This window comes from Kribbella sp. NPDC051137, from assembly GCF_040682535.1.
Lineage (GTDB): Bacteria > Actinomycetota > Actinomycetes > Propionibacteriales > Kribbellaceae > Kribbella > Kribbella karoonensis.
This window is the reverse complement of record NZ_JBFBBI010000002.1, coordinates 454,434-474,406: the sequence shown is the minus strand read 5'-3', so window position 1 is coordinate 474,406 and position 19,973 is coordinate 454,434. Positions and strand designations below refer to the sequence as shown.

General features: G+C 70.2%; 20 protein-coding genes. 4 read left to right on the top strand and 16 right to left on the bottom strand.

The features are described from left to right. Window positions 1-66: 66 nt before the first annotated feature. Together AB0M51_RS09710 and AB0M51_RS09705 are read left to right on the top strand one after the other, a co-directional pair. Entirely contained in the window at window positions 67-450 is a 384-nt protein-coding gene (locus tag AB0M51_RS09710; RefSeq protein WP_344188184.1) for a BlaI/MecI/CopY family transcriptional regulator, read from the top strand. Then, the gene (locus AB0M51_RS09705; RefSeq protein ID WP_344188185.1) at window positions 447-1,352 is read left to right on the top strand and encodes a M56 family metallopeptidase; all 906 of its coding nucleotides are present in this window, start codon (window positions 447-449) and stop codon (window positions 1,350-1,352) included. Before AB0M51_RS09710 ends, AB0M51_RS09705 begins: the two co-directional genes overlap by 4 nt. A 135-nt stretch (window positions 1,353-1,487) precedes the next feature. Here the strand turns inward: AB0M51_RS09705 and AB0M51_RS09700 are convergent, their stop codons facing one another. The 4 genes from AB0M51_RS09700 to AB0M51_RS09685 are packed head-to-tail and all read right to left on the bottom strand — an operon-like array spanning window position 1,488 to window position 4,386. Next, window positions 1,488-2,579 carry a beta-eliminating lyase-related protein gene (locus AB0M51_RS09700; protein ID WP_344188186.1) on the bottom strand — a complete coding sequence of 364 codons (1,092 nt, stop codon included), beginning with the start codon at window positions 2,577-2,579 and terminating at the stop codon, window positions 1,488-1,490. Between the two features lie 14 nt (window positions 2,580-2,593). Next, a complete protein-coding gene (locus AB0M51_RS09695; RefSeq protein WP_344188187.1) occupies window positions 2,594-3,280 on the bottom strand; it encodes a zf-HC2 domain-containing protein in 687 nt (228 codons plus the stop codon). Then, complete coding sequence (locus tag AB0M51_RS09690) at window positions 3,273-3,806, bottom strand: sigma-70 family RNA polymerase sigma factor (RefSeq protein WP_344188188.1); 534 nt, start codon at window positions 3,804-3,806, stop codon at window positions 3,273-3,275. Before AB0M51_RS09690 ends, AB0M51_RS09695 begins: the two co-directional genes overlap by 8 nt. Window positions 3,807-3,861: 55 nt before the next feature. Next, window positions 3,862-4,386, bottom strand: a complete 525-nt coding sequence (locus AB0M51_RS09685; protein WP_344188189.1) for a hypothetical protein — start codon at window positions 4,384-4,386, stop codon at window positions 3,862-3,864. A gap of 87 nt (window positions 4,387-4,473) precedes the next feature. Here AB0M51_RS09685 and AB0M51_RS09680 point away from each other — a divergent pair, with 87 nt between their 5' ends. Continuing rightward, on the top strand, window positions 4,474-4,797 hold the full coding sequence (locus tag AB0M51_RS09680) for a nuclear transport factor 2 family protein (protein ID WP_344188190.1): 324 nt from the start codon (window positions 4,474-4,476) through the stop codon (window positions 4,795-4,797). A gap of 23 nt (window positions 4,798-4,820) precedes the next feature. Here AB0M51_RS09680 and smc read toward each other — a convergent pair whose 3' ends face one another. From smc to AB0M51_RS09630, 10 genes are all read right to left on the bottom strand, one after another. Further along, complete coding sequence (gene smc, locus AB0M51_RS09675) at window positions 4,821-8,384, bottom strand: chromosome segregation protein SMC (RefSeq protein ID WP_344188473.1); 3,564 nt, start codon at window positions 8,382-8,384, stop codon at window positions 4,821-4,823. A gap of 272 nt (window positions 8,385-8,656) precedes the next feature. Then, window positions 8,657-8,812 carry a hypothetical protein gene (locus AB0M51_RS09670; protein ID WP_233715190.1) on the bottom strand — a complete coding sequence of 52 codons (156 nt, stop codon included), beginning with the start codon at window positions 8,810-8,812 and terminating at the stop codon, window positions 8,657-8,659. Window positions 8,813-9,001: 189 nt separating this feature from the next. After that, the gene (gene mutM / locus AB0M51_RS09665; RefSeq protein WP_344188191.1) at window positions 9,002-9,856 is read right to left on the bottom strand and encodes a bifunctional DNA-formamidopyrimidine glycosylase/DNA-(apurinic or apyrimidinic site) lyase; all 855 of its coding nucleotides are present in this window, start codon (window positions 9,854-9,856) and stop codon (window positions 9,002-9,004) included. A 1-nt stretch (window position 9,857) separates the two neighbouring features. Beyond that, window positions 9,858-10,553, bottom strand: coding sequence for a ribonuclease III (rnc, locus tag AB0M51_RS09660; protein WP_363749471.1), 696 nt, complete (start codon window positions 10,551-10,553; stop codon window positions 9,858-9,860). Window positions 10,554-10,605: 52 nt separating this feature from the next. Further along, window positions 10,606-10,797: a 50S ribosomal protein L32 gene (gene rpmF, locus AB0M51_RS09655; protein ID WP_130387616.1), complete on the bottom strand. Its 192-nt coding sequence runs from the start codon at window positions 10,795-10,797 to the stop codon at window positions 10,606-10,608. Window positions 10,798-10,880: 83 nt separating this feature from the next. Continuing rightward, a complete protein-coding gene (locus tag AB0M51_RS09650; protein ID WP_344188192.1) occupies window positions 10,881-11,396 on the bottom strand; it encodes a DUF177 domain-containing protein in 516 nt (171 codons plus the stop codon). A 128-nt stretch (window positions 11,397-11,524) separates the two neighbouring features. Continuing rightward, on the bottom strand, window positions 11,525-12,007 hold the full coding sequence (coaD, locus tag AB0M51_RS09645) for a pantetheine-phosphate adenylyltransferase (protein WP_344188193.1): 483 nt from the start codon (window positions 12,005-12,007) through the stop codon (window positions 11,525-11,527). Between the two features lie 17 nt (window positions 12,008-12,024). Further along, window positions 12,025-12,591 carry a 16S rRNA (guanine(966)-N(2))-methyltransferase RsmD gene (gene rsmD, locus AB0M51_RS09640; protein ID WP_344188194.1) on the bottom strand — a complete coding sequence of 189 codons (567 nt, stop codon included), beginning with the start codon at window positions 12,589-12,591 and terminating at the stop codon, window positions 12,025-12,027. After that, window positions 12,588-14,825 (bottom strand): ATP-dependent DNA helicase RecG, encoded by a 2,238-nt coding sequence (gene recG, locus AB0M51_RS09635; protein ID WP_344188195.1) that lies wholly within the window; start codon window positions 14,823-14,825, stop codon window positions 12,588-12,590. Before recG ends, rsmD begins: the two co-directional genes overlap by 4 nt. Beyond that, window positions 14,822-16,480 (bottom strand): DAK2 domain-containing protein, encoded by a 1,659-nt coding sequence (locus tag AB0M51_RS09630; protein WP_344188197.1) that lies wholly within the window; start codon window positions 16,478-16,480, stop codon window positions 14,822-14,824. The genes recG and AB0M51_RS09630 overlap by 4 nt, the downstream gene beginning before the upstream one ends. A 127-nt stretch (window positions 16,481-16,607) precedes the next feature. Between AB0M51_RS09630 and AB0M51_RS09625 the strand changes: the two genes are divergently transcribed. After that, window positions 16,608-17,597 carry an SAM-dependent methyltransferase gene (locus tag AB0M51_RS09625; RefSeq protein ID WP_344188198.1) on the top strand — a complete coding sequence of 330 codons (990 nt, stop codon included), beginning with the start codon at window positions 16,608-16,610 and terminating at the stop codon, window positions 17,595-17,597. A gap of 59 nt (window positions 17,598-17,656) precedes the next feature. On the opposite strand, the gene rpmB is transcribed toward AB0M51_RS09625, so the two are convergent. Together rpmB and AB0M51_RS09615 are read right to left on the bottom strand one after the other, a co-directional pair. Then, window positions 17,657-17,878, bottom strand: coding sequence for a 50S ribosomal protein L28 (gene rpmB / locus AB0M51_RS09620; RefSeq protein ID WP_130387610.1), 222 nt, complete (start codon window positions 17,876-17,878; stop codon window positions 17,657-17,659). Window positions 17,879-17,962: 84 nt separating this feature from the next. Continuing rightward, window positions 17,963-19,951, bottom strand: a complete 1,989-nt coding sequence (locus tag AB0M51_RS09615) for an aldo/keto reductase (RefSeq protein ID WP_344188199.1) — start codon at window positions 19,949-19,951, stop codon at window positions 17,963-17,965. Window positions 19,952-19,973 lie beyond the last annotated feature (22 nt).

The following is a 19,973-nucleotide window of genomic DNA, read 5'->3' as shown; positions in this document are numbered from 1 at the left end:
CCATCTACGACGCTACGTAGTAGATGCTAGCGCAGATCTACTACGAGCTGTAGTTATACTTGCCACGTGGCGAGTGAGGAGAAAGGACCGCGCCCCCTGGGCGACCTGGAACGCCTGGTGATGGAGCAGCTCTGGGCGGCTCCGGCCGCACTGACGGTGCGCGAGGTGCACGAGAAGCTGTCCGGGACCCGTGAGCTCGCCTACACCACCGTGATGACCGTTCTGGACCGGCTGGCGAAGAAGAAGCTGACCGAGCGCGAGCGCGACGGCAAGGCCTGGCGCTACCGCGCCGCCGCGCCACGTGAGGAGCTGGCCGCGGACCTGATGCGGGACGCGCTGAACGGCGCCGGCGACCGGCGGGAGGCCCTGGTCCGTTTCGTGGGTCAGGTCTCCGAAGAAGAGGCTGCGCTGCTGCGTGACGCCCTGTCCAGGTTGGACAACCAGGGGTGACGACCCCGGTTCTGCTGGCCGTCCTGGCGCTGGTGCTCACCGGTCCGGCTCCGGCACTGCTGGCACGTTCCGACTGGCCGTATCGGGTTCCCCGGGCCGCGGTCATCCTCTGGCAGTCGATCGCCCTGGCCGCCGTACTGGCTGCTCTCGGTGCCGGTATCGCGTTGTCCTACTGGATCGCGGGAAGGCCCGGGCACCCGCGGTTCGATCCGTCGTCGCCACGGGACCTCCTGGCTGCTCTGATCCTCGCCATGGTCGCGTCAGTCGTCGTACGGCTCGCGTGGGCCGTCGGGCGCGTGGCGGTCGGTACGCGCGCCAGGCGCAAGCGGCACCGCGACCTGGTCGACGTACTCGCGACACCGGACGGGCTGATCCCGGGGCTGCGTGTGCTGGCCGAGGAGACACCGCTGGCGTACTGCCTGCCCGCGCTGCGTGGTGCGCGCGTTGTCGTGTCCGTCGGCGCACTGGACCGGCTGGACGACAACGAACTCAAGGCAGTACTCGCCCACGAGCAGGCGCACCTCCGCGCACGGCACGACCTCGTACTCGAGGAGTTCACCGCACTGCACCACGCGTTCCCCCGCTGGGTACGCAGTGACGTGGCGCTCGAGCAGGCACGCACCCTGGTCGAGTTGCTCGCCGACGACGAGGCCCGTCGCCGCAACGGCCCGCGACCGCTGGCCCGCGCACTGGTCGCACTGGCCGGAGCCCCGGCACCCGAGGCCGCCCTGGCCGCGGCCAAGTCGGCCACCGTACTGCGGGTCGAGCGACTGGCCGGTCCCGCGGCCAACGAGCGCGGACTGTCCGCCATCACCTACACCGGCGCGGCCGCACTACTCGTCCTGCCGACGATCACCATCGCCGCCCCGATCGTCAAGGCGATCGTGGACGCGCTCAGCTAGCCGAAACGCTTCCCCTCACCTCGTGCCACGGCCAGCAGCACGAGCCCCGACAGAACCAACAGAACAACCATCGTGACGACGAATGTCAGCACTTCTCTCCCCGGATCCCCACACCCAACACACTCCCTGACGTACCTACCGCGTCAGAAGTTCCCCGAAGGCCTTGGCGATTTCGTCGACCTGCCATTCCAGCGTCAGCGGCGTCATCACCAGCTCGATCCACGACCATCCGGGTACGTCGGCCGAGGTCCACGGACCGCACAAGGACTCGCGTGTCCGCTCCATCCGCTCGACGGCCGCGCGCTCCATCGACTCGGCGGCGCGCGGCGCGTAGACCCGGAACGAGTTGCTGTGCGGCGGCTCCGGGAACACCCGGAAACCCTCGCTCTGCAACGCCATCGCGACCTCGACGGCCCGCTGGTGCAGGTCGTCCATCAACGGAAGGACCGTCCGCAGACCGTGGCGCGCGGACACGGCGTACGGGAACAGCGAGTAGAGGTTGCCGCCGAGCCGGCGCTGCCACCGGCGTACCTCGGCGATCACGTCCTCGGGTCCGGCGAGTGCCGCACCGCTGACCGCACCCAGGATCTTGTAGAACGACACGTACACGGTCGACGCCAGCGCACCGACCTCCGCCAGGCTGTGACCCAGGTACGGCGTGCTCTCCCAGAGGCGGGCGCCGTCGAGGTGCAGCGGTACGCCGCGCCCGGCGCAGGCCTCGGAGAACATCACCAGCTCGTCCCACGTCGGCAGTACGAACCCGCCGTCCCTCAGCGGCAGCTCCAGCGTCACGGCAGCCAGCGCGCCGGGAATCGCGGCCAGCTCGTCCGGCCGCGGCTGACGCAGGTCCGACGTCATCCGCTCGATCCGCAGGTGGTGCACCTCTTCCAGCGCGTTCAGCTCGTGCACCAACAGGTGTGCCAGCCCGTGCACAGCCACCCGGCTGGTGCCTGCGCGGTCGGCGTAGACCCGCAGCACGGCCTGCTGCGCCATGATGCCGGTCGGGAGGAACACCGCGGCCGGTTTGCCGAGTAGCTCGGCTACCTCCTGCTCCAGCGCTGCCACCTCACCGCCGTTGCCATAGACATCGACTTGGTCGTCGGTGACCACCTCCGCGAGCTGCCGCAGGCGTTCTGCTGCCGGCACCCGCCGGTTCGACAGCCAGCGCTCACAGTTGTTCGCCGCGTTCTTCCGGCGCTCCCGCAGGTCCTCGGAGGTAGTAGCCACGGCTCCATCCTCCCCTACAGCGTGGCTGTCACCACATGCCGTCCTTGGACAGTCCGGATCTCCACCGAGTGAACTTGGTCGAGCGGGACCAACACGCCGCCCCCGAACGTGCTCCCGTTCTCGGCAGCCTTCTCGGACACCAGCCAGCTGCCTGCGGTCCAGCTGTAGCCGGCTGTGTCTGTGACGATCATTTCGCACTGGTCGCCCGCCTTGAGACCCGTCAGCTGGACCTGCACCCAGCTCCAGCCCGGCCGCGGCTCGACAGAGGCGGTCATGTGAGCGCCCGTGTTGGTGTCCACCGTCGTCACCTGCTTGGACCCAGCGACCGGCTGGTCGTTGGCCGGCGCCGTCGCCCGTCCGATCGCCACGCCGCCGCCCAGTACGCCTGCCACAAGCACCAGCGCCGCGGCAACGAGCAGCCAGCGCGACCGGCGCCTCACGGGAGCTGCCGCCTCCTCGGGTGGCTCTGAGCGTGCCTCACGCAGCGTCCGCTGCAGCAACAGGTCGCCACCCTCCGGCGGGCCGTCCAGGAACGCCTCCGGCGGCACGTCGCCCAGGAGGTCCGTCAGCTCGGTCAGCTCGTCCAGCTCCGTGCGGCACTCCGCACAGGCAGCCAGGTGTGCCTCGACCTCGGCAGCCTCGGCCGGCTCCAACGCACCGAGCGCGTAGGCGCCCAGCTGGGTACGGTCGTGCTCACTCATGGGACACCTCCGCGGTCTTCTCTGCCAGCACCGCGCGCAGAGCTCGGAGGGCGTAGTACGTACGTGATTTGACGGTACCGGGCGGCACCCCCAGCTCCTTCGCAGCCTCCGCCACTGACCGGCCGCGGTAGTACAGCTGCACGAGCACCTCACGATGCTCGGACGACACCTTGTCGAGGGCCTCCATCACCACCATGGTGTTCACCACGGACTCGGAGTGGTCCAGCTCGACGGGCGGCCGGTCCACCACGTCCGCCACCTCGGCCGGACGCGCCGCCCGGGCACGGGCGCGATCCGTGACCAGGTTCCGCGCCACGGTCAGCAGCCACCCCCGCACCGATCCCTTGCCGGCCGCCAGGTCGTCCGCATGCCGCCATGCTCGCAGCAGCGTCTCCTGTACGACGTCCTCCGCCGCGGCCCGGTCTCCGGTCAGCCGGGTAGCGTACGCGAGGAGGCTGCGCCCGTGCTCGGCGTACAGCGTGCGAATCAGCGTCTCGGCGTCCGGCGACGCTGGGTTGTCACCCACCGACCGCACGATACCGGGAGCCGTGGCCGTCCACATCAGATCGGCGCTGGTCGGGTCAGTAGCCGTTGCCATTACCCGAGCCACCCGACTGGGTGGTGATCTTCTTACCGTCCGCGCCGACCGCCCACCAGACGCCGCCGACCGCTTGACCCTTGGCCTGGCCGGCTTGGGTGTCCTGCGCGTACAGGTACAGCGGCATGCCGTTGAGGGCCAGCTGCTTGCTGCCGTCGGACCTCGTGATGGTGCTGATCAGCGAGGCGTCGATGCCGGTCAGCTGGGGCGTGCCGGCCCCGCCCGCGAGCGCCGGCCACTTGGCCAGACAACCGCCTTCGCAGTTGGACTTGCCCTTGCTGTCCTTGTCGTACACGTACACCGTCCGCCCGTTGCCGTCGACAACGACCTTGCCCAGGGAGCCGACGGTCGCGGTCGCGAGCTTCGCCGTACCCCCGGCCGGGGTCGACGCCGGCGCGGAACCGGACCCGGAACCCGAACCTGACCCGTAGCCGCCCCCGCCGCCGCAGGCGGTCAGTCCGGCGAGGCCGAGCACCACCACACCCGTCACACTGGCCACACGCTTCATGACAACCTCCTCGGTCGAGCGACATCACCCCGCACACGTACGGAACGCCCGATCGGTTCAACTGCCGGTTCAACTATGGTCGGGAACATGAGCCAGGAGATTCCCGCACCGGTCCAGCGCGCCCTCGACGCGATCGACGCCCTCGACAACGACGCGTTCGTCGCGGCGTTCGCGCCCGACGGCTACGTGAACGACTGGGGCCGCGAGTTCCGCGGTCCCGACCAGATCCGCGCGTGGAGCGACAACGAGCTGATCGGCAAACAGGCCACCTTCACCGGCACCGAGGTCAGCACCCCGGGCAACCCGCTGACCGTCCTGACCCAGGTGGGCGGCAACGGCTTCAACGGCCCGTCCCACTTCACCTTCGACGTCCGCGGCGACCGGCTCGCGTCGATGACGATCACGGCCTGAACGGGCTAGACGGGCTAGACGGCCTAGACGGGTTCGGGCTCGCGGATGCGCTGGGAGATGACGGCGGAGACGCCGTCGCCGCGCATCGTGACGCCGTACAGAGCGTCGGCGACCTCCATGGTGCGCTTCTGGTGGGTGATGACCAGGAGCTGGCTGTTCTCGCGGAGCTCTTCGTAGATCTCCAGGAGGCGGCCGAGGTTGGTGTCGTCGAGCGCGGCCTCGACCTCGTCGAGGATGTAGAACGGCGACGGGCGCGCCTTGAACAGGGCGACCAGGAAGGCGACCGCGACCAGCGAGCGCTCACCGCCGGACAGCAGTGACAGGCGCTTGACCTTCTTGCCCGGCGGGCGGGCCTCGACGTCGATGCCGGTGGTCAGCATGTCCGACGGATCGGTCAGCACCAGCCGGCCCTCACCGCCCGGGAACAGCCGGCTGAAGACGTGCTCGAACGCGATCTCCACGTCCCGGTACGCCTCGGTGAACACCTGCTCGACCCGCTCGTCGACCTCCTTGACGATGTCCATCAGGTCGCGGCGGGACTTCTTCAGGTCGTCGAGCTGCTCGGAGAGGAAGCGGTGCCGCTCCTCCATCGCCTCGAACTCCTCGAGCGCGAGCGGGTTGATCTTGCCGAGCTGGTTCAGCGCCCGCTCGGCCTGCTTCAGCCGCTTCTCCACCTTGGTCCGGTTGAACGGCTCGCCCTCGGGCTGCTCGTCCTCGGCGGAAGAGTCCGGCGAAGGCACCGGCGGGACCAGCTTGTCCGGCCCGTACTCCGTGACCAGCGCGTCGACCTCGATCCCGAGCTCGCCGAGCGCCTTCTCGTACAGCGCCTCGAGCCGCATCTTCTGCTCGGCCCGCGCCAGCGCGTCCCGGTGCACCGTGTTCGTCAGCTGCTCCAGCTCGGAGCTGAGGTTCCGGGTCTGGGACCGGGCCTGCGCCAGCGCCTGCTCCCGGTCGGCCCGCTGCGCCTGGATCTCCGCACGCTCGGCGGCGGCCAACTGCAACGACGATTCCAGCCGCGCCAGCACGTGACCGGCAGCCAGGTGTACGGCGTTCGCCGCCTCGGCCTGGCGCGCCCGGCGGGCCGCCCGCGCGATCGACCGGGCCCGCGCCTCGCGCTCCTGCCGCGCCGCCCGCTCCAGCGAGTCCGCACGGCCGGACAGCGCCCGCGCCCGCTCCTCGGTGGTCCGCAGCGCCAGCCGCGCCTCCATCTCGGCGGCACGCCCGGCCTTGGCGGCCTCGGCCAGCCGGTCGCGCTCGGACGTGTCGGGCTCGTCGCCGTCCTCGTCGAACGCCTCGGCGTCCATCAGCCGCTCTTCCAGCTCGGCCAGGCCGGACAGGTTCCGGTCGCGTTCCTCCTCGGCCGCCGCGATCGCCTCGGCCATCCGCTCCGCTTCACCGCGGGAGGCCTTGGCCAGCGATCCGAAGTGCCCCAGCTGCTCGGCGACCGCGGCCATCGACGCGTCCGACTCGTGCAGCCGGGCCAGCGTGATCTCGACGGATTCCTTCTGCCGGGCGCGCTCCTGCTCCAGCGCCTGCAGCTCGAACCGCAGCCGCTCGCTGCGCGCCGTCGCCTCGGTCAGCTTCTCCGCCGCCTCGTCGACCGCGGACTGCACCTCGATCAGGCTCGGCGCCGCGTCTGACCCGCCGTATACGAAATGCGCCCCGAGTACGTCGCCCGCCCGCGTCGTGCAGGTGACGTCGGGCAGGTTCCGGATCAGCGACCGCGCCGTGTCGACGTCGTCAACGACCGCGACCTTGCGCAGCAGCCGTCGCAGTCCGGACCGCAGGGTCTCCGGGCACTCGACGACGTCCACGGCGTACGACGCGCCGTACGGCAGGACGGGCCACAGCGAGTAGTCGTCGGCCGGGGCGTCGCCGAGCAGCATCCCGGCGCGGCCGAGGTCGTGCTCCTTGAGGTGGCCGACCGCGTGCAGCGCGGCGTCCGTGTGGGTGACGGCGACCGCGTCCGCTGCCTCGCCGAGCGCCGCCGCGATCGCGGTCTCGTACCCGGTCCGGACGCTCAGCAGCGCGGCGACCGACCCCATCAGGCCGTTGACCTGCTCGGACGCGGCCAGCAGCGCGCCGGCGCCGTCCTTGCGGTTCAGGCCGAGTTCGAGGGCTTCCTTCCGGGCCGTCAGACCGGTGCGCTCGCGCTCGGCGTCGCGCTCCTCGGCCCGCAGCTTCGCCAGCCGCTCGTCCAGCTCGTCGAGAACCGCCTGGGCGCCCTCGTACTCCTCGTCGAGGCCCTTCTCGCCGGCGTCCAGCCCGGCGACCTGGGTCTCCAGCGCGGTGAAGTCGTGCTGCGCCTTCGCGGCCCGCTCCTCGGCCTCGCGGCGGTTGTTCGCCAGCCGGCCGATCTCGGACTCGGCGGCGGCCGCGCGGCTCTTCAGCGCGTTCACCTGACCGGTCAGCCGGGCCAGGCCCTCGCGACGGTCCGCGGCGGCCCGGATCAGCGCGGAGATCCGGCGCTCCTCCTCCGCCTCCTGCGCTTCCAGTTGCTGGCGGCGCTCGACGGACTCGGCCAGCAGCTCGGAGTGCGCCTCGACCTCGGCCTCGATCTGCGCCTCGGTCTCTCGGACCCGGGCGGCCTCCAGCTCGAGCTCCTCGGGGTCGCGGCCCGGCCGCGGCTCCTCGGCCTCGTCGTTCAGCGAACGGATCCGGTCCGCGGCGATCCGCGCCGTACCCTTGATCTTCTCGCCGAAGCCGGACAGCTGGTACCAGGTGTCCTGCGCGGCCTGCAGCGCCGGGGCGTCCTCGCGGAGCGCGTCCTCCAGCTCGGCCTCCAGTTCCCGCGCTTCGCGGAGCTTCGCCTCGACCTCGGTACGGCGTTCGGTCAGCCGGGCCTCGTCGCGCAGCTCGGCCTCCAGCGCCGACTGGGCCTGGACGATGTCGTCGGCCAGCAGTCTGGCCCGGCCGTCGCGGACCTCGGCCTGGATCGTCACTGCCCGGCGCGCCACCTCCGCCTGGCGCCCGAGCGGCTTCAGCTGGCGGCGGATCTCCTGGATCAGGTCCCCGAGCCGGTGCAGGTTGCCTTCGGTGGCCTCCAGCTTCCGGATCGCCTTTTCCTTGCGCTTGCGGTGCTTCAGGACGCCGGCCGCCTCCTCGACGAACCCGCGGCGTCCTTCCGGCGTGGCGCGCAGGATCGAGTCCAGCTGGCCCTGGCCGACGATGACGTGCATCTCACGGCCGATACCGGAGTCGCTGAGCAGTTCCTGGACGTCGAGCAGCCGGCAGTTCTGGCCGTTGATCTGGTAGTCGGAGCCGCCGTTGCGGAACATCGTCCGGCTGATCGTCACCTCGGCGTACTCGATCGGCAGCGCGCCGTCGGTGTTGTCGATGGTGAGGACGACCTCGGCGCGGCCCAGCGGCGAGCGGCCGGAGGTGCCGGCGAAGATGACGTCCTCCATCTTGCCGCCGCGCAGCGACTTCGCGCCCTGCTCACCCATCACCCAGGCCAGTGCGTCGACGACGTTGGACTTGCCGGAGCCGTTCGGCCCGACGATGCAGGTGATGCCTGGTTCGAAGTTCATCGTCGTCGCGGACGCGAACGACTTGAAACCCCGGAGCGTCATGCTCTTCAGGTACAAGGCGAAGGTCTCCAACCCGTGAAAGGACAGACGGTACCTAAGGAACCGCCGTAGCTGTTCGTCACGCTGCCGCTACCCCGGGGGAAGGTGTTCCGCTTCGCAGTCTACAAAGAGATTCGCGCAATCCGGCGGAGGCCGAGCCGTTCAGAGGTGGCCGGCGAAAGGTCTGGGAGCACAACAACGGGTGAACAGACAACCGGCGGAGGCCCGGACGGGGGCCACCGCCGTTCGTAGCGTAGTGCGGACGGTCGAGAAGTACTTCTCTTGAAGCGTCAGACCGAAGCGGGAGCGCGCAGAGCCTCGTCGACGGTGAGCAGCCGACCCTCGTGGATCTGGGCCACCAGATGATCGTTCTCTGCCTGGAGCCGCATCACGTGCGCCTCCAGATCTGCGACACGCCGGTTGAGCAGACGAACCTGCTCGAGCATGCGCGGGTCAGTGCCTCCAAGATGCCCTAGAAGAGCCTTGGCCATTGTGCTGTCCTCCGGAAGGGTTCTGGCCGGGCGCGCTCCTGAGTCGTGGTCATGAGGGAGCGCCGAAAAGGTGTGCCGTCTTTCAGGGTGACACCGGCGGGGGCGACGGGTCAACCTGGGCCACACTTGTTAACGATACCTCGTTCACCAGCGGACGTGCCGTGGAACGGGCTGACATTTCGGGCACCGGTACGACGAACGGTTCATGAACGGCTCGCGACGGATCGGCCGGCCGTCCCGCGGGCACGGCGAGCCCTCCTGGCCGTAGACGTTCAGACCGCGCTCGAAGTACCCGGATTCGCCGTTCACGTTGACGTACAGCGCGTCGAAGCTGGTGCCACCAACGTTCAGCGCCTCGGCCATCACGGCCCGGGCCTGCTCGAGGATATCCCTTGCCTGTAAGGGTTTCAGCGTTTCCGTGGCCCGCGCGTAGTGCAGCTTGGCCCGCCAGAGCGCCTCGTCGGCGTAGATGTTGCCGATCCCGCTGACCGCGGTCTGGTCCAGCAGCGCCCGCTTCAGGCCGGTCTTCCGGCGCCGGATCTTCGCGATCGCGGCGTCGGTGTCGAACAGCGGGTCGAACGGGTCCCGGGCGATGTGCGCGATCTCGGCGGGCAACTCCGCGCCGCCTTCGGAGTACGACAGACCACCGAACATCCGCTGGTCCACAAAACGGACCTCTCCGCCGCCGTCCGCAAACCGGAACCGGACCCGGAGGTGCGGCTCGTCCGGCGCGCCGACCGGCTGCACCCGGAACTGGCCGCTCATCCCGAGGTGGGTCAGGACCGCGTCACCGGAGGTCAGCGGCAGCCACAGGTACTTCCCGCGCCGGGCCGGCTCGGCGAACACCTGGCCCTTGAGCCGGGACACGAAGTCGTCCGGCCCGGCGGCATGACGCCGTACCGGGCGGGGGTGCAGCACCTCGACGGACTCGACGGTCCGGCCGGTGAGGAACTCCACCAACCCCCGCCGCACGACTTCTACTTCGGGAAGCTCGGGCACCCTACGGCTGCTGCGAGGGGTCCACGCTGTCCGGATGCGCGGCGCGCAGAGCCTTCCAGGCGGTCTCGGCGGCCTGCTGCTCGGCTTCCTTCTTGCTCCGGCCGATGCCGTGACCGTACGTGTCGGCGCCGATCCGGACCCGCGCCTCGAACGTCTTCGCGTGGTCCGGCCCGGACTCCGCGATCACGTACTCCGGGACCCCGACGCCGAGCTGGGCGACCAGCTCCTGCAGCGAGGTCTTCCAGTCCAGGCCGGCGCCGAGCCGGGCCGACGACTCCATCAGGTCGTCGAACAGCCGGTGCACCACCCCGCCCGCGACCTCGAAGCCGCGGTCCAGGTAGACGGCGCCGATCAGCGCCTCGACACAGTCGGCGAGGATCGAGGACTTGTCCCGACCACCGGTGGCCTCTTCCCCGCGGCCGAGCCGCAGGTACTTGCCGAGCTTGAGCTCGCGGGCAACACCCGCGAGCGCACGCATGTTGACCACCGCGGCGCGGAGCTTGGCCAGCCGGCCTTCGCTCAGATCCGGGTGGTTCCGGAACAACGACTCCGTGACGATGACGCCGAGCACGGAGTCCCCGAGGAACTCCAGCCGCTCGTTCGTCGGCAGCCCACCGTTCTCGTACGCGAACGAACGGTGGGTGAAGGCGTGCTCCAGCAAATTGTCAGCCAGCGATACGCCGAGCCGCTGGTTCAGCTCGGCGTAGAGCCCCGTTTCGTTGACCGAAGAATTCACTGACTGGTGCCGTTTAGCTCTCGACGACCTGGCGACGCTCGCCCTTGGCGCCGTACTGGCCGCAGTTCGGGCAGACGGTGTGCTGCAGGTGCTTCGCGCGGCAGGCGGGGTTCACGCAGGTCACCAGCGACGGGGCAGTGGTCTTCCACTGGGCCCGGCGGCTACGGGTGTTGCTGCGCGACATCTTCCGCTTCGGAACGGCCACGGTTATGACTCCTCGGTTCGGCCGGAGGCCCGGAGGGGCCCGGCCGGCTCAGTCTGACGATTTCGGTACTGCGGTGGAGCTGTTCAGTTGTCCTGCTCGGGTTTGTCGAGCAGTCCGCCGAGGGCGGCCCAGCGGGGATCGGTACGTTCCCCGTGGTTGTGGCCGGGCTCGTCCGCCAGGCGCACCCCGCAGTCGGGGCACAGTCCCGGACAGTCGTCCGTACACAACGGCTGGAACGGCAGTGCGAGCACCACCTGGTCCCTCAGCACCGGCTCGAGGTCGATCAGATCGCCCTCCATCCGGCTGGCCTCGTCCGGCTCGGCTTCGCTCTCCGGGTAGACGTACAGCTCCTGGACGTCAGCGAGGAACTCGTCCTCGATATCGACCAGGCACCGCGCGCACTCCCCGACCAGGCGGCCACGGGCCGTTCCGGTGACGAGCACCCCTTCGACCACCGATTCCAGCCGTAGATCGAACTGGATCGGATCGCCTTCGGGGACGCCGATCACGTCGATTCCGAGATCTGCCGGCGCCGGCGCCGTGAAGCTGACTTCGCGTTGGGACCCGGCGCGGCGTGTCAGCTCGTGCGTATCGATCACGAGTGGGGACCGCGGGTCCAGGACGCTCAGGACAAACCTCTCAGGCGTGGGCAGGCAAGATCTCGGTCTCGTCGAGACCGGTTGTCAAGACTACCAACTCCCCGGGCGTACCGCCCAATCGGGGCGGCCTAGACCTTGTCCCGGACCTTGTTCAGTAACCGTGCGTGAACGGCCGGGGTCACGAACGAGCTGACGTCGCCGCCCAGCCGGGCGATCTCCTTGACCCAGCTGGAGGAGACGAACCCGTTCTCCGGCGCGGTCGGGAAGAACAGCGTGTCGACGCCGGTCATCCGCCGGTTCAGCTGCGCCATCTGCAGCTCGTAGTCGTAGTCGGCGGCCGAGCGCAGGCCCTTCACGATCACCCCGGCGCCCTCGGCCGTGCAGTAGTCGACCAGCAGGCCGTCGAAGGTGCCGACCCGGACGTTCGGGAACGGCTCGACCAGCTCGGTGAGCATCTCGATCCGCTCCTGCGGGCCGAACAGCCGGTTCTTCGACTGGTTCACCCCGGTCGCGACGATCAGCTCGTCGAAGGCGGCGGCCGCCCGGGTGACGATGTCGAGATGCCCGACCGTGGGCGGGTCGAAGGTGCCGGGGAAAACCGCTCTACTCATGCGCGGAGCCTGCCGTCCTAGCCTTGGCCATGGCGGTGACCGTACCAAAGGCGGGCCTCGCCGTACTTGCGGTCCCGGAGCGCGGCGAACCCCTCCGGCCACTCCCACGGCTCCCGCTTCCCGCGCTCGACGACCAGTACGGCGTCGTCCGCCAGCCAGCCCTGCGCCGCGAGACCGGTCAGCACGTCCTGCAGCTCGGCGGTCTCCAGCTTGTACGGCGGGTCCGCGAAGACGAGGTCGAACACGGCCGGGGCGTCACTCGCTGTGATCTTCTCCACCGGCCTGGTGAGCAGCGTCGCGCCGGGTAGTCCGACGATCTTGATGTTCGCCGCGATCACCTCGGCCGCCCGCCGGTCCGACTCCACCAGCACGGCCTGCGCCGCACCCCGGGACAGCGCCTCCAGCCCGATCGCGCCGGAACCGGCGTACAGGTCGAGCACCGACAGCCCGTCGAAGCTGCCGAACTCGGACTCCAGCGACGAGAACAAAGCCTCCCGCACCCGATCCGCCGTCGGCCGCGTCCCACTCCCCGCCGGCACCCCGATCCGCCGCCCCCCGGCCACCCCCCCGACGATGCGCGTCACGTCTTCTCCAAGTACTCGGTGGTCTCGGACTCGAGGGCATCTCGTACGACGGCTCGTAGCGCGGGGTACTCGGCCAGCTCCGCGTCGACCGAGACGATCGAGTTCGCCACGTGGCGGGCGGCGAGGATCACGTCCTCGTCGCGGAGCACGCTCAGCAGCTTCAGGCTCGACCGCCGCCCGGACTGCGCGACCCCGAGCACGTCGCCCTCGCGCCGGGTCTCCAGGTCGATCCGGGACAGCTCGAACCCGTCCGTCGTCGACGCGACCGCCTCCAGCCGCCCGTACGACTTCGACCCGGCCCACAGGTCCGTGACCAGCAGGCACAGCCCCGGCACCTTGCCCCGCCCGACCCGGCCGCGCAGCTGGTGCAGCTGCGAGATCCCGAACCGGTCGGCGTCCATGATCACCATCGTCGACGCGTTCGGTACGTCGACCCCGACCTCGATCACGGTGGTCGCGATCAGTACGTCGACGTCCCCGGCCGCGAACCGCGACATCACCGCGTCCTTCTCGTCGGCCGGCAACCGCCCGTGCAGGATCTCCACCCGCAGGTCGTGCAGGATCTCCGCCAGCGCCTCGGACACCTGCATCACCGAGATCGGCGGCCGGGCCTGCTTCTTGCCGCCCTCGTCGGTCTCGAGGAGCTCGCCCTCCTCGTCCTTCGCGTTCTTGACGTCGTCCCCGATCCGCGGGCACACGACGTACACCTGGTGCCCCTTGCCGACCTCCTCGCGGACCCGCGCCCACGCCCGCTGCAGCCAGTCGGGCCGCTCCTTCGCCGGGACCACGGACGACTGGATCGGCGACCGGCCGGCCGGCAGTTGGGTGAGCGTCGACACCGCGAGGTCGCCGAACACCGTCATCGCGACCGTCCGCGGGATCGGCGTCGCGGTCATCACCAGCACGTGCGGGGTGTTCTCGCCGGACTTCGCGCTCAGCGCGGCCCGCTGCTCGACGCCGAACCGGTGCTGCTCGTCGACCACGACCAGCCCGAGATCCGCGAACTGGACCTTGTCCTCGAGCAGCGCGTGCGTCCCGACCACGATCCCGGCGGCGCCGCTGGCCGCGTCGAGCATCGCCGTACGCCGGGCCGCCGCGTTCAGCGAACCGGTCAGCAGGCCGATCTTCGTGGCGTGCTCCGCACCGCCGAGCATGCCCTGCTCGGCCAGCTCGCCGAGCATCTTCGTCAGCGTCTTGTGATGCTGGACCGCGAGCACCTCGGTCGGCGCCAGCAGCGCGGCCTGGCCGCCGTTGTCCACCACGGACAACATCGCCCGCAGCGCGACCACGGTCTTCCCGGAGCCGACCTCACCCTGCAGCAGCCGGTGCATCGGGTGCGGGCGCGCGAGATCCGCGAAGACCTCCTCCCCGACCTCGGCCTGTCCCTCGGTCAGCTCGAACGGCAGTCGCTTGTCGAAGTCGTCGAGCAGCCGGCCCTGGACCCGCGGCCGCGGTACGGCGTTCAGCGCGTCGGTCACGGCGCGCCGCTGGGCGAGGATCGTCTGCATCACCAGCGCTTCCTCGAACCGGAACCGCTGCTGCGCGTCGTGGATGTCCTTCTCGGTGTCCGGCAGATGCACCTTCTGCAAGGCGTCCCGGAGCCCGAGCAGCTTCTCGTTGCGCAGGATCAGGTCCGGGACCGGGTCGTCGATCCGGTCGTCCAGGCTGTCCAGCACGATCTTCACCGACCGCTCGATCGTTGCCGTCGACAACTTCGAGGTGGCCGGGTAGAGCGGGCGGAACGGCCGAGCCCGGCGCTCGATCTCGGCCTCCGTGAGGTCTTCGGAGTCGAGGACCTCGGTGCCGGGGTTCTTCAGCTGCATGGTGGTGCGGAACATCGTCACCTCGCCCCAGAACAGGGCGGAGGTGCCGGGCGTCAGCTTCGTCAGCAGCCAGGGCTGGTTGAAGAACGCCGCCTCCAGGTCGTTCCGGCCGTCGGTGACCACGACCTTGGTGATCGTCCGCCGTTTGCGGAACTTGTGGGCGTCCTCGGGCTTGATCTCCAGCTTGGTGTCCAGCGCACGGGCGGTGACCTTCTTGACCCGGCCGTTCACGGTCGCCTGGTCGCCGACCTCGAGCTCGTCGAACGGCGTCAGCTCGCCCTTCTTCAGGTACCGCCGCGGGTAGTGCCGCAGCAGCTCGCCGACGGTCTCGATCCCGAGCACCTCGGCGAACGTCTTGGCTGTCTTGGCACCGAGGAAGTCGCGAAGCTTCCTCTCCATGTCAGTCTTCATTCGACCCCGATCAACAACGGGTACCTGTCCTGCCCTCCGTCGTACACCATCACATCGACATCTTTGCGTGCCCGCCGGACATGCCGCTCGACGGCCGCCGCGAGTCCCGGGTCCGCGTCCCGCCCGGTGACGATCGTCAGCAGTTCGCCGCCACCGCCGAGCAGCCGGTCGACGACGCCGTACGCCGCCTGTTCCAGATCCTCGGTGATCAACGCGAAGTCGCCGTCGACCACGCCGAGCGCGTCCCCGACCCGGCACCTCCCGGCCATCGTCCAGGCGTCCTTCACCGCGACCGTGACCGCGCCATGCCGGGTCTGCCCGGCGGCGGCCGAGAGCTGTACGACGTCGTCGTCGAAGCTGCGCTGCGGATCGTGGACCGCGACCGCGGCCAGTCCCTGGACCTGCGCGCGGGTCGGGATCACCGCGACCCGGATCCCGTCCTGGCGGGCGGCGGTCGCGGCCGCTTCGGCGACGGCGATCGAGTCCGAGTCGTTCGGCAGGATCACGATCTCCGGTGCCTTCGACTCCTCGATCGCCCGCAGCAGTTCGCCGGTCGAGCAGCGGCGCCCCGGACCGCCGCGGATGATCCGCGCGCCGGCCTCGGTGAACAGGTCGGCCAGTCCGTCGCCGGCCACGACCGCGATCACCGCCCGGCCGGGCACCGGCTCGTGCTGGTGCCCGGAGTGTGCGTGGTCCGCGAAGTGCGTGACCCGGATCCGGTGCGGTCGGCCGATGCCGATGCCGTGCTCGATCGCCCCGCCGACGTCGTCGGTGTGCACGTGGACGTTCCAGAGCCCGTCGCCGCCGACCACGACGACCGAGTCGCCGAGCGCCGCCAGCCGCAGCCGGAAGCCGTCGACCTGGTCGTCCGGCGCGTCCAGCAGGTACATCACCTCGTACGCCGGACCGTCCTCGCCGACCGTGTCCTCGCCGCGCGGCTCGACCCGGGCCGGTACGTCGACGCGGACGTGCCGGCCGGTGAGGACCGACTCCATCGCGCCGAGGATCACCACCAGGCCGGCTCCCCCGGCGTCGACGACCCCCGCGCGCCGCAGTACGTCGAGTTGCTCCGTCGTCTTCGTGAGCGCCTGGCGGGCGGAGGCCACCGCGGCAAGGCAGACGTCGGCGAGCGACTTGCCGTCGTTCGCGGCCGTCATCGCGCCGGCGGCGGCCGCGCGGGCGACGGTCAGCATGGTCCCCTCGACCGGCTGCGCGACCGCGCCGTACGCGGCGTCGGCGGCGTACCGGAGCGCATCGGCGAACGCGGCCGCCTCGCTCATCCTCGGCTCGACCAGGACACCCTCGACACCACCGGCACCGTCGACGCCGGAGGCGCTGGATCTGTTGTCGCGCGGGAGGTTCTCGTCGAGCCGGAGGCCGCAGGCGCGGATCAGTTGGGAGGTGATCACGCCGGAGTTCCCGCGGGCGCCGAGCAGGGCGCCGCGGCCGAAGGCCTGGATCGCCTCGGTGAAGGTCAGTTCGCCCTTCGGCAGCGCGTCGCAGGCGGCCTCCCAGGTCAGGTAGAGGTTCGTCCCGGTGTCGCCGTCCGGCACCGGGTACACGTTCAGCTCGTCGATCCCGGCCCGCGCCCGGGCCAGGTCGGCCAACGCGGTCCGGGCCCACGCCCGCAGCACCTCAACCGTCAGTTGCTCCACGCCCGGAAGGCTAACGCGTACCGAACGACAGGAGATGTCCCCCTCCGGGCCGGTTCGGCGCGGTTCGCCAGGCGTGGAGCGGCGTATGCGTACACGACTACGTCCTGTCGTTCGGTACGGTTCCCCGGTGAGTGTGTTGTTCTCGGCCGCAGCCGACAGCTACGGGTTGGCGGTGCGTGAGCTGCGCGGCGAGTTCGGGCGGGACCTACGGATCGAGCGGGTCGGGGCCGAGCTCGGGCGGGTGGACGGGGTGCCGGTGCGGGAGCTGGCCGCGGCGTGCGACGCCGGCCGGATCATGTTCGTCCGGCATCTGACCGTCGAGATCGCGAGCTTCGAGGAGCTGCCGCCGGAGTACGAGCTGGCGGAGCTGGTGCTGGCCGAGCTGCCGGAGTACCCGAAGGCGCTGGCCGTCCAGGCGTGGACCGACGGTCCGGGCGGCGGCTCGTACTACCACCGGATCGAGGAGGCGCTGGCCGCTCGCGGCGTGGCCGTCACACGCTCGGGCCAGGAGTACGTCGTCTCGTGCTTCGGCGGCCGGAAGGCAATCCTGCTCGGGGTGAACCGGCTCGCGGACAGCCTCTCCGACTGGCCCGGCGGACGAATGCGGCTGGCGCGCGGCGAGGAGCGGGTGTCGCGGTCCGAGTTCAAGCTCGAGGAGGCGATCGCGACCTTCGGGCTGGAGTTGCCGCGCGGCGGGAAGGCCGTGGATCTGGGGGCGTCGCCGGGCGGCTGGACGCGGATCCTGCGGCAGCACGGGCAGGAGGTGTGGTCGGTGGACCCGGGTTCGCTGGACCCGCGGCTGCGCGGCGACCGGCGGATCCACCACGAGGCGACCACGGCGGGGCGGTTCTTCGCGACCAACCGGGTCCGGTTCGACGTGGTGGTGAACGACATGCGCATGGACCAGGTGACCAGCGCCCGGATGATGCTCGACGCGGCCGCCCACCTGCGCCGCGACGGCCTCGCGATCGTCACCCTCAAGGGCGGCGGCAAGAACCCCCTCGACGGCGCCCGCCGCGGCATCCAGGTCCTCGGCGAGCGGTACGACGTACTCCACGCCCGCCAGTTGCACCACAACCGCAACGAGATCACCGTGGTGGCCCGGAAACACGACTAGGCGCCCGGGGTGAACCCCGGGCGCCTGGTCAAAGGCCCTACACGGAAGCTTTGCTGGGGTCAGCCGACGACGCGCTGAACCTTCCCGGCCTTGATGCAGGAGGTGCACACCTTCATCTTGGTGGGCGTGCCCTTGATGATCGCGCGGACCGGCTGGATGTTCGGGTTGAAACGGCGCGGCGTACGCGCCTTGACCCGCCGGATCATCGCGCCCTTACCCAGGCGGGCAACGCTGTTGCCGAACGTCGGCTGCTTGCCGCAGACATCGCACTTCTTAGACATGATTCTCCGTGTTCAGGGTCGTGACTCCGACAGATCATGTTACATGCGTGTCAGCACACGACCAATTCGGCTGCCCAGGCCTGCCTAGGCAGTGAGATAGGCCACTTCGTCGTCGGTCAGCGTCACCAGCAGACCAGGGGTCGAGGTCCGGGTCTCGCTGACGTGCCGCGGCCCGATCAGCGGGAACACCGGGTACGGCTGGTGCAGCAACCAGGCCAGGGCGATCGCCGTCGGCTCCACGCCCTTCGCCGCCGCGAGCTCCCGTGCCCGGTCCAGCCGGCGGAAGTTCTCGTCGGAGTAGAAGCATCGCACGAGCTCGGAGTCCGACGTGTCCTCGGGCTTGGCCCGCCCGGTGAAGAACCCGCGCGCCTGGCTCGACCACGGGAACAACGCGACCTGCCGCTCCCGGAGCCACGCCTGCGACTCGTCGTCCGCCACGTGCCGGCAGCCGGCCCACGGTACGTCGTACGCCCGCGCGAGGCTGAGGTGGTTGCTGAGCAGCGTGAACGGCTGCTTGCTGTTCGCCTCGGCGTACGCGTTGGCCTCGTCGAACCGCTCCAGCGACCAGTTCGACCCGCCGTACGCCTTGATCCGGCCGGCCTTGAAGTGCTCGTCCAGTACGTCGACGAACTCCGACACCGGGATGTCCTCGTTGTCCCGGTGCATGAAGTACAGGTCGACGTGATCGGTCTGCAGCCGCTCGAGGCTCTCGTGCAGCTGCCGGGTGATCGACTCCGGGTCGCAGTGCGGCGTGTGCGCGCCCTTGCAGATCACCACCACGTCGTCCCGGTTGCCGCGCGACGTCATCCACTGCCCGAGCAGCTTCTCGCCGCGCCCGCCGCCGTAGATGTACGCCGTGTCGAACGTCGTACCGCCGCGCTCGACGAAGTCGTCGAAGACCACCGCGGCGTGCGGCAGCGTCTGCTGGTTGTCCACGCCCATCACCAGGCGGGACACCTGCTTGTCGACGCCCGGCACGTGGCCGTACGTCATCGGCGCGTCCGCGCGCTTCCGCAACGGCCGGCCGGTCGCGGTCGGGATCGTCGCGTCGTCCCGCTCACTGGCGTACTGCTGCCCGATCGCGGCCCGCCACTGGTCCTGGACGGTGAGGTTGCCGAGCGTGTCCGCCCAGGTCATCTCCGGTGCCTCCTTCGCACCGGAGGCGATCGCGGCCTGCACGGCCTCGGCCTCCGCGGTGTAGATCAGGGCCGGCTCCGCGGACAACTCCCGCGGCTCCTCCCCCACCTTGTGCAGGACGACCTTGTTCGGCTTGCCGTCGCCGCCGAACCACGGGTCGTCGACCTGCAGGTAGCCCTTGCTTCCGTAGATCCGGACCTGGTTCTGGTCGGAGAGCCGGACGCCGGTGCTGATCTGCGCGGTGATGCCACCGTCGAAGAACAGCGTCGCCGCCGTCCATTCGTCGGCGCCGGTCTCTCCGACCGTCCCCACCGCGTTCACCGCGGCCGGGTCGGCGAACGGCTTCCCGGCCGCCACGCCGGCGATCAGCCGGGCCATCGAGACCGGGTAGCCGCCGACGTCGAGGATGCCGCCGCCGGCCAGGTCGTCGGCGAAGATCCGGCTGCCGGGGTTGTACCCGGCGGCGAACGCGAAGGTGGCCTGGATCGAGTGCACGGTGCCGAGTTCGCCGTCGCGGACCAGCTGGGTGATCAGCTTGGTCTGCGGCAGGCACCGGTACATGTACGCCTCCATCAGGAAGACGTCGTTGCGTACCGCGGCCTCGATCATCGCCTCGGCCCAGGCCCGGTTGATCGCCAGCGGCTTCTCGCACAGCACGTGCTTGCCGGCTTCGGCCGCCTTGATCGCCCACTCGACGTGCATCGGGTGCGGGGTCGCGATGTACACCGCCTCGACGCTGTCGTCGGCGAGCAGGTCCTCGTACGACGCGTGCCGGTGGGCGATGTCCCACTTGTCGGCGAACGCGTTCGCCGAGTCGAGGGACCGGCTGCCGACGGCGACGACCTCGTTGGTCTTCGACGTCGGCACCTGGCTGGCGAACCGGGACGCGATGTTGCCGGTGCCGATGATGCCCCAGCGGAGCTTGTGGTCAGTCAAAAGAGATCCCGTGGTTTGGTGT

Excerpts from the sequence above, each read along its gene's own strand:
- AB0M51_RS09695 (WP_344188187.1), bottom strand. The coding sequence starts at position 3,280 with ATGAGTGAGCACGACCGTACCCAGCTGGGCGCCTACGCGCTCGGTGCG.
- AB0M51_RS09685 (WP_344188189.1), bottom strand. The coding sequence starts at position 4,386 with ATGAAGCGTGTGGCCAGTGTGACGGGTGTGGTGGTGCTCGGCCTCGCC.
- AB0M51_RS09680 (WP_344188190.1), top strand. The coding sequence starts at position 4,474 with ATGAGCCAGGAGATTCCCGCACCGGTCCAGCGCGCCCTCGACGCGATC.
- AB0M51_RS09670 (WP_233715190.1), bottom strand. The coding sequence starts at position 8,812 with ATGCTCGAGCAGGTTCGTCTGCTCAACCGGCGTGTCGCAGATCTGGAG.
- coaD (WP_344188193.1), bottom strand. The coding sequence starts at position 12,007 with ATGAGTAGAGCGGTTTTCCCCGGCACCTTCGACCCGCCCACGGTCGGG.
- recG (WP_344188195.1), bottom strand. The coding sequence starts at position 14,825 with ATGAAGACTGACATGGAGAGGAAGCTTCGCGACTTCCTCGGTGCCAAG.
- rpmB (WP_130387610.1), bottom strand. The coding sequence starts at position 17,878 with ATGTCTAAGAAGTGCGATGTCTGCGGCAAGCAGCCGACGTTCGGCAAC.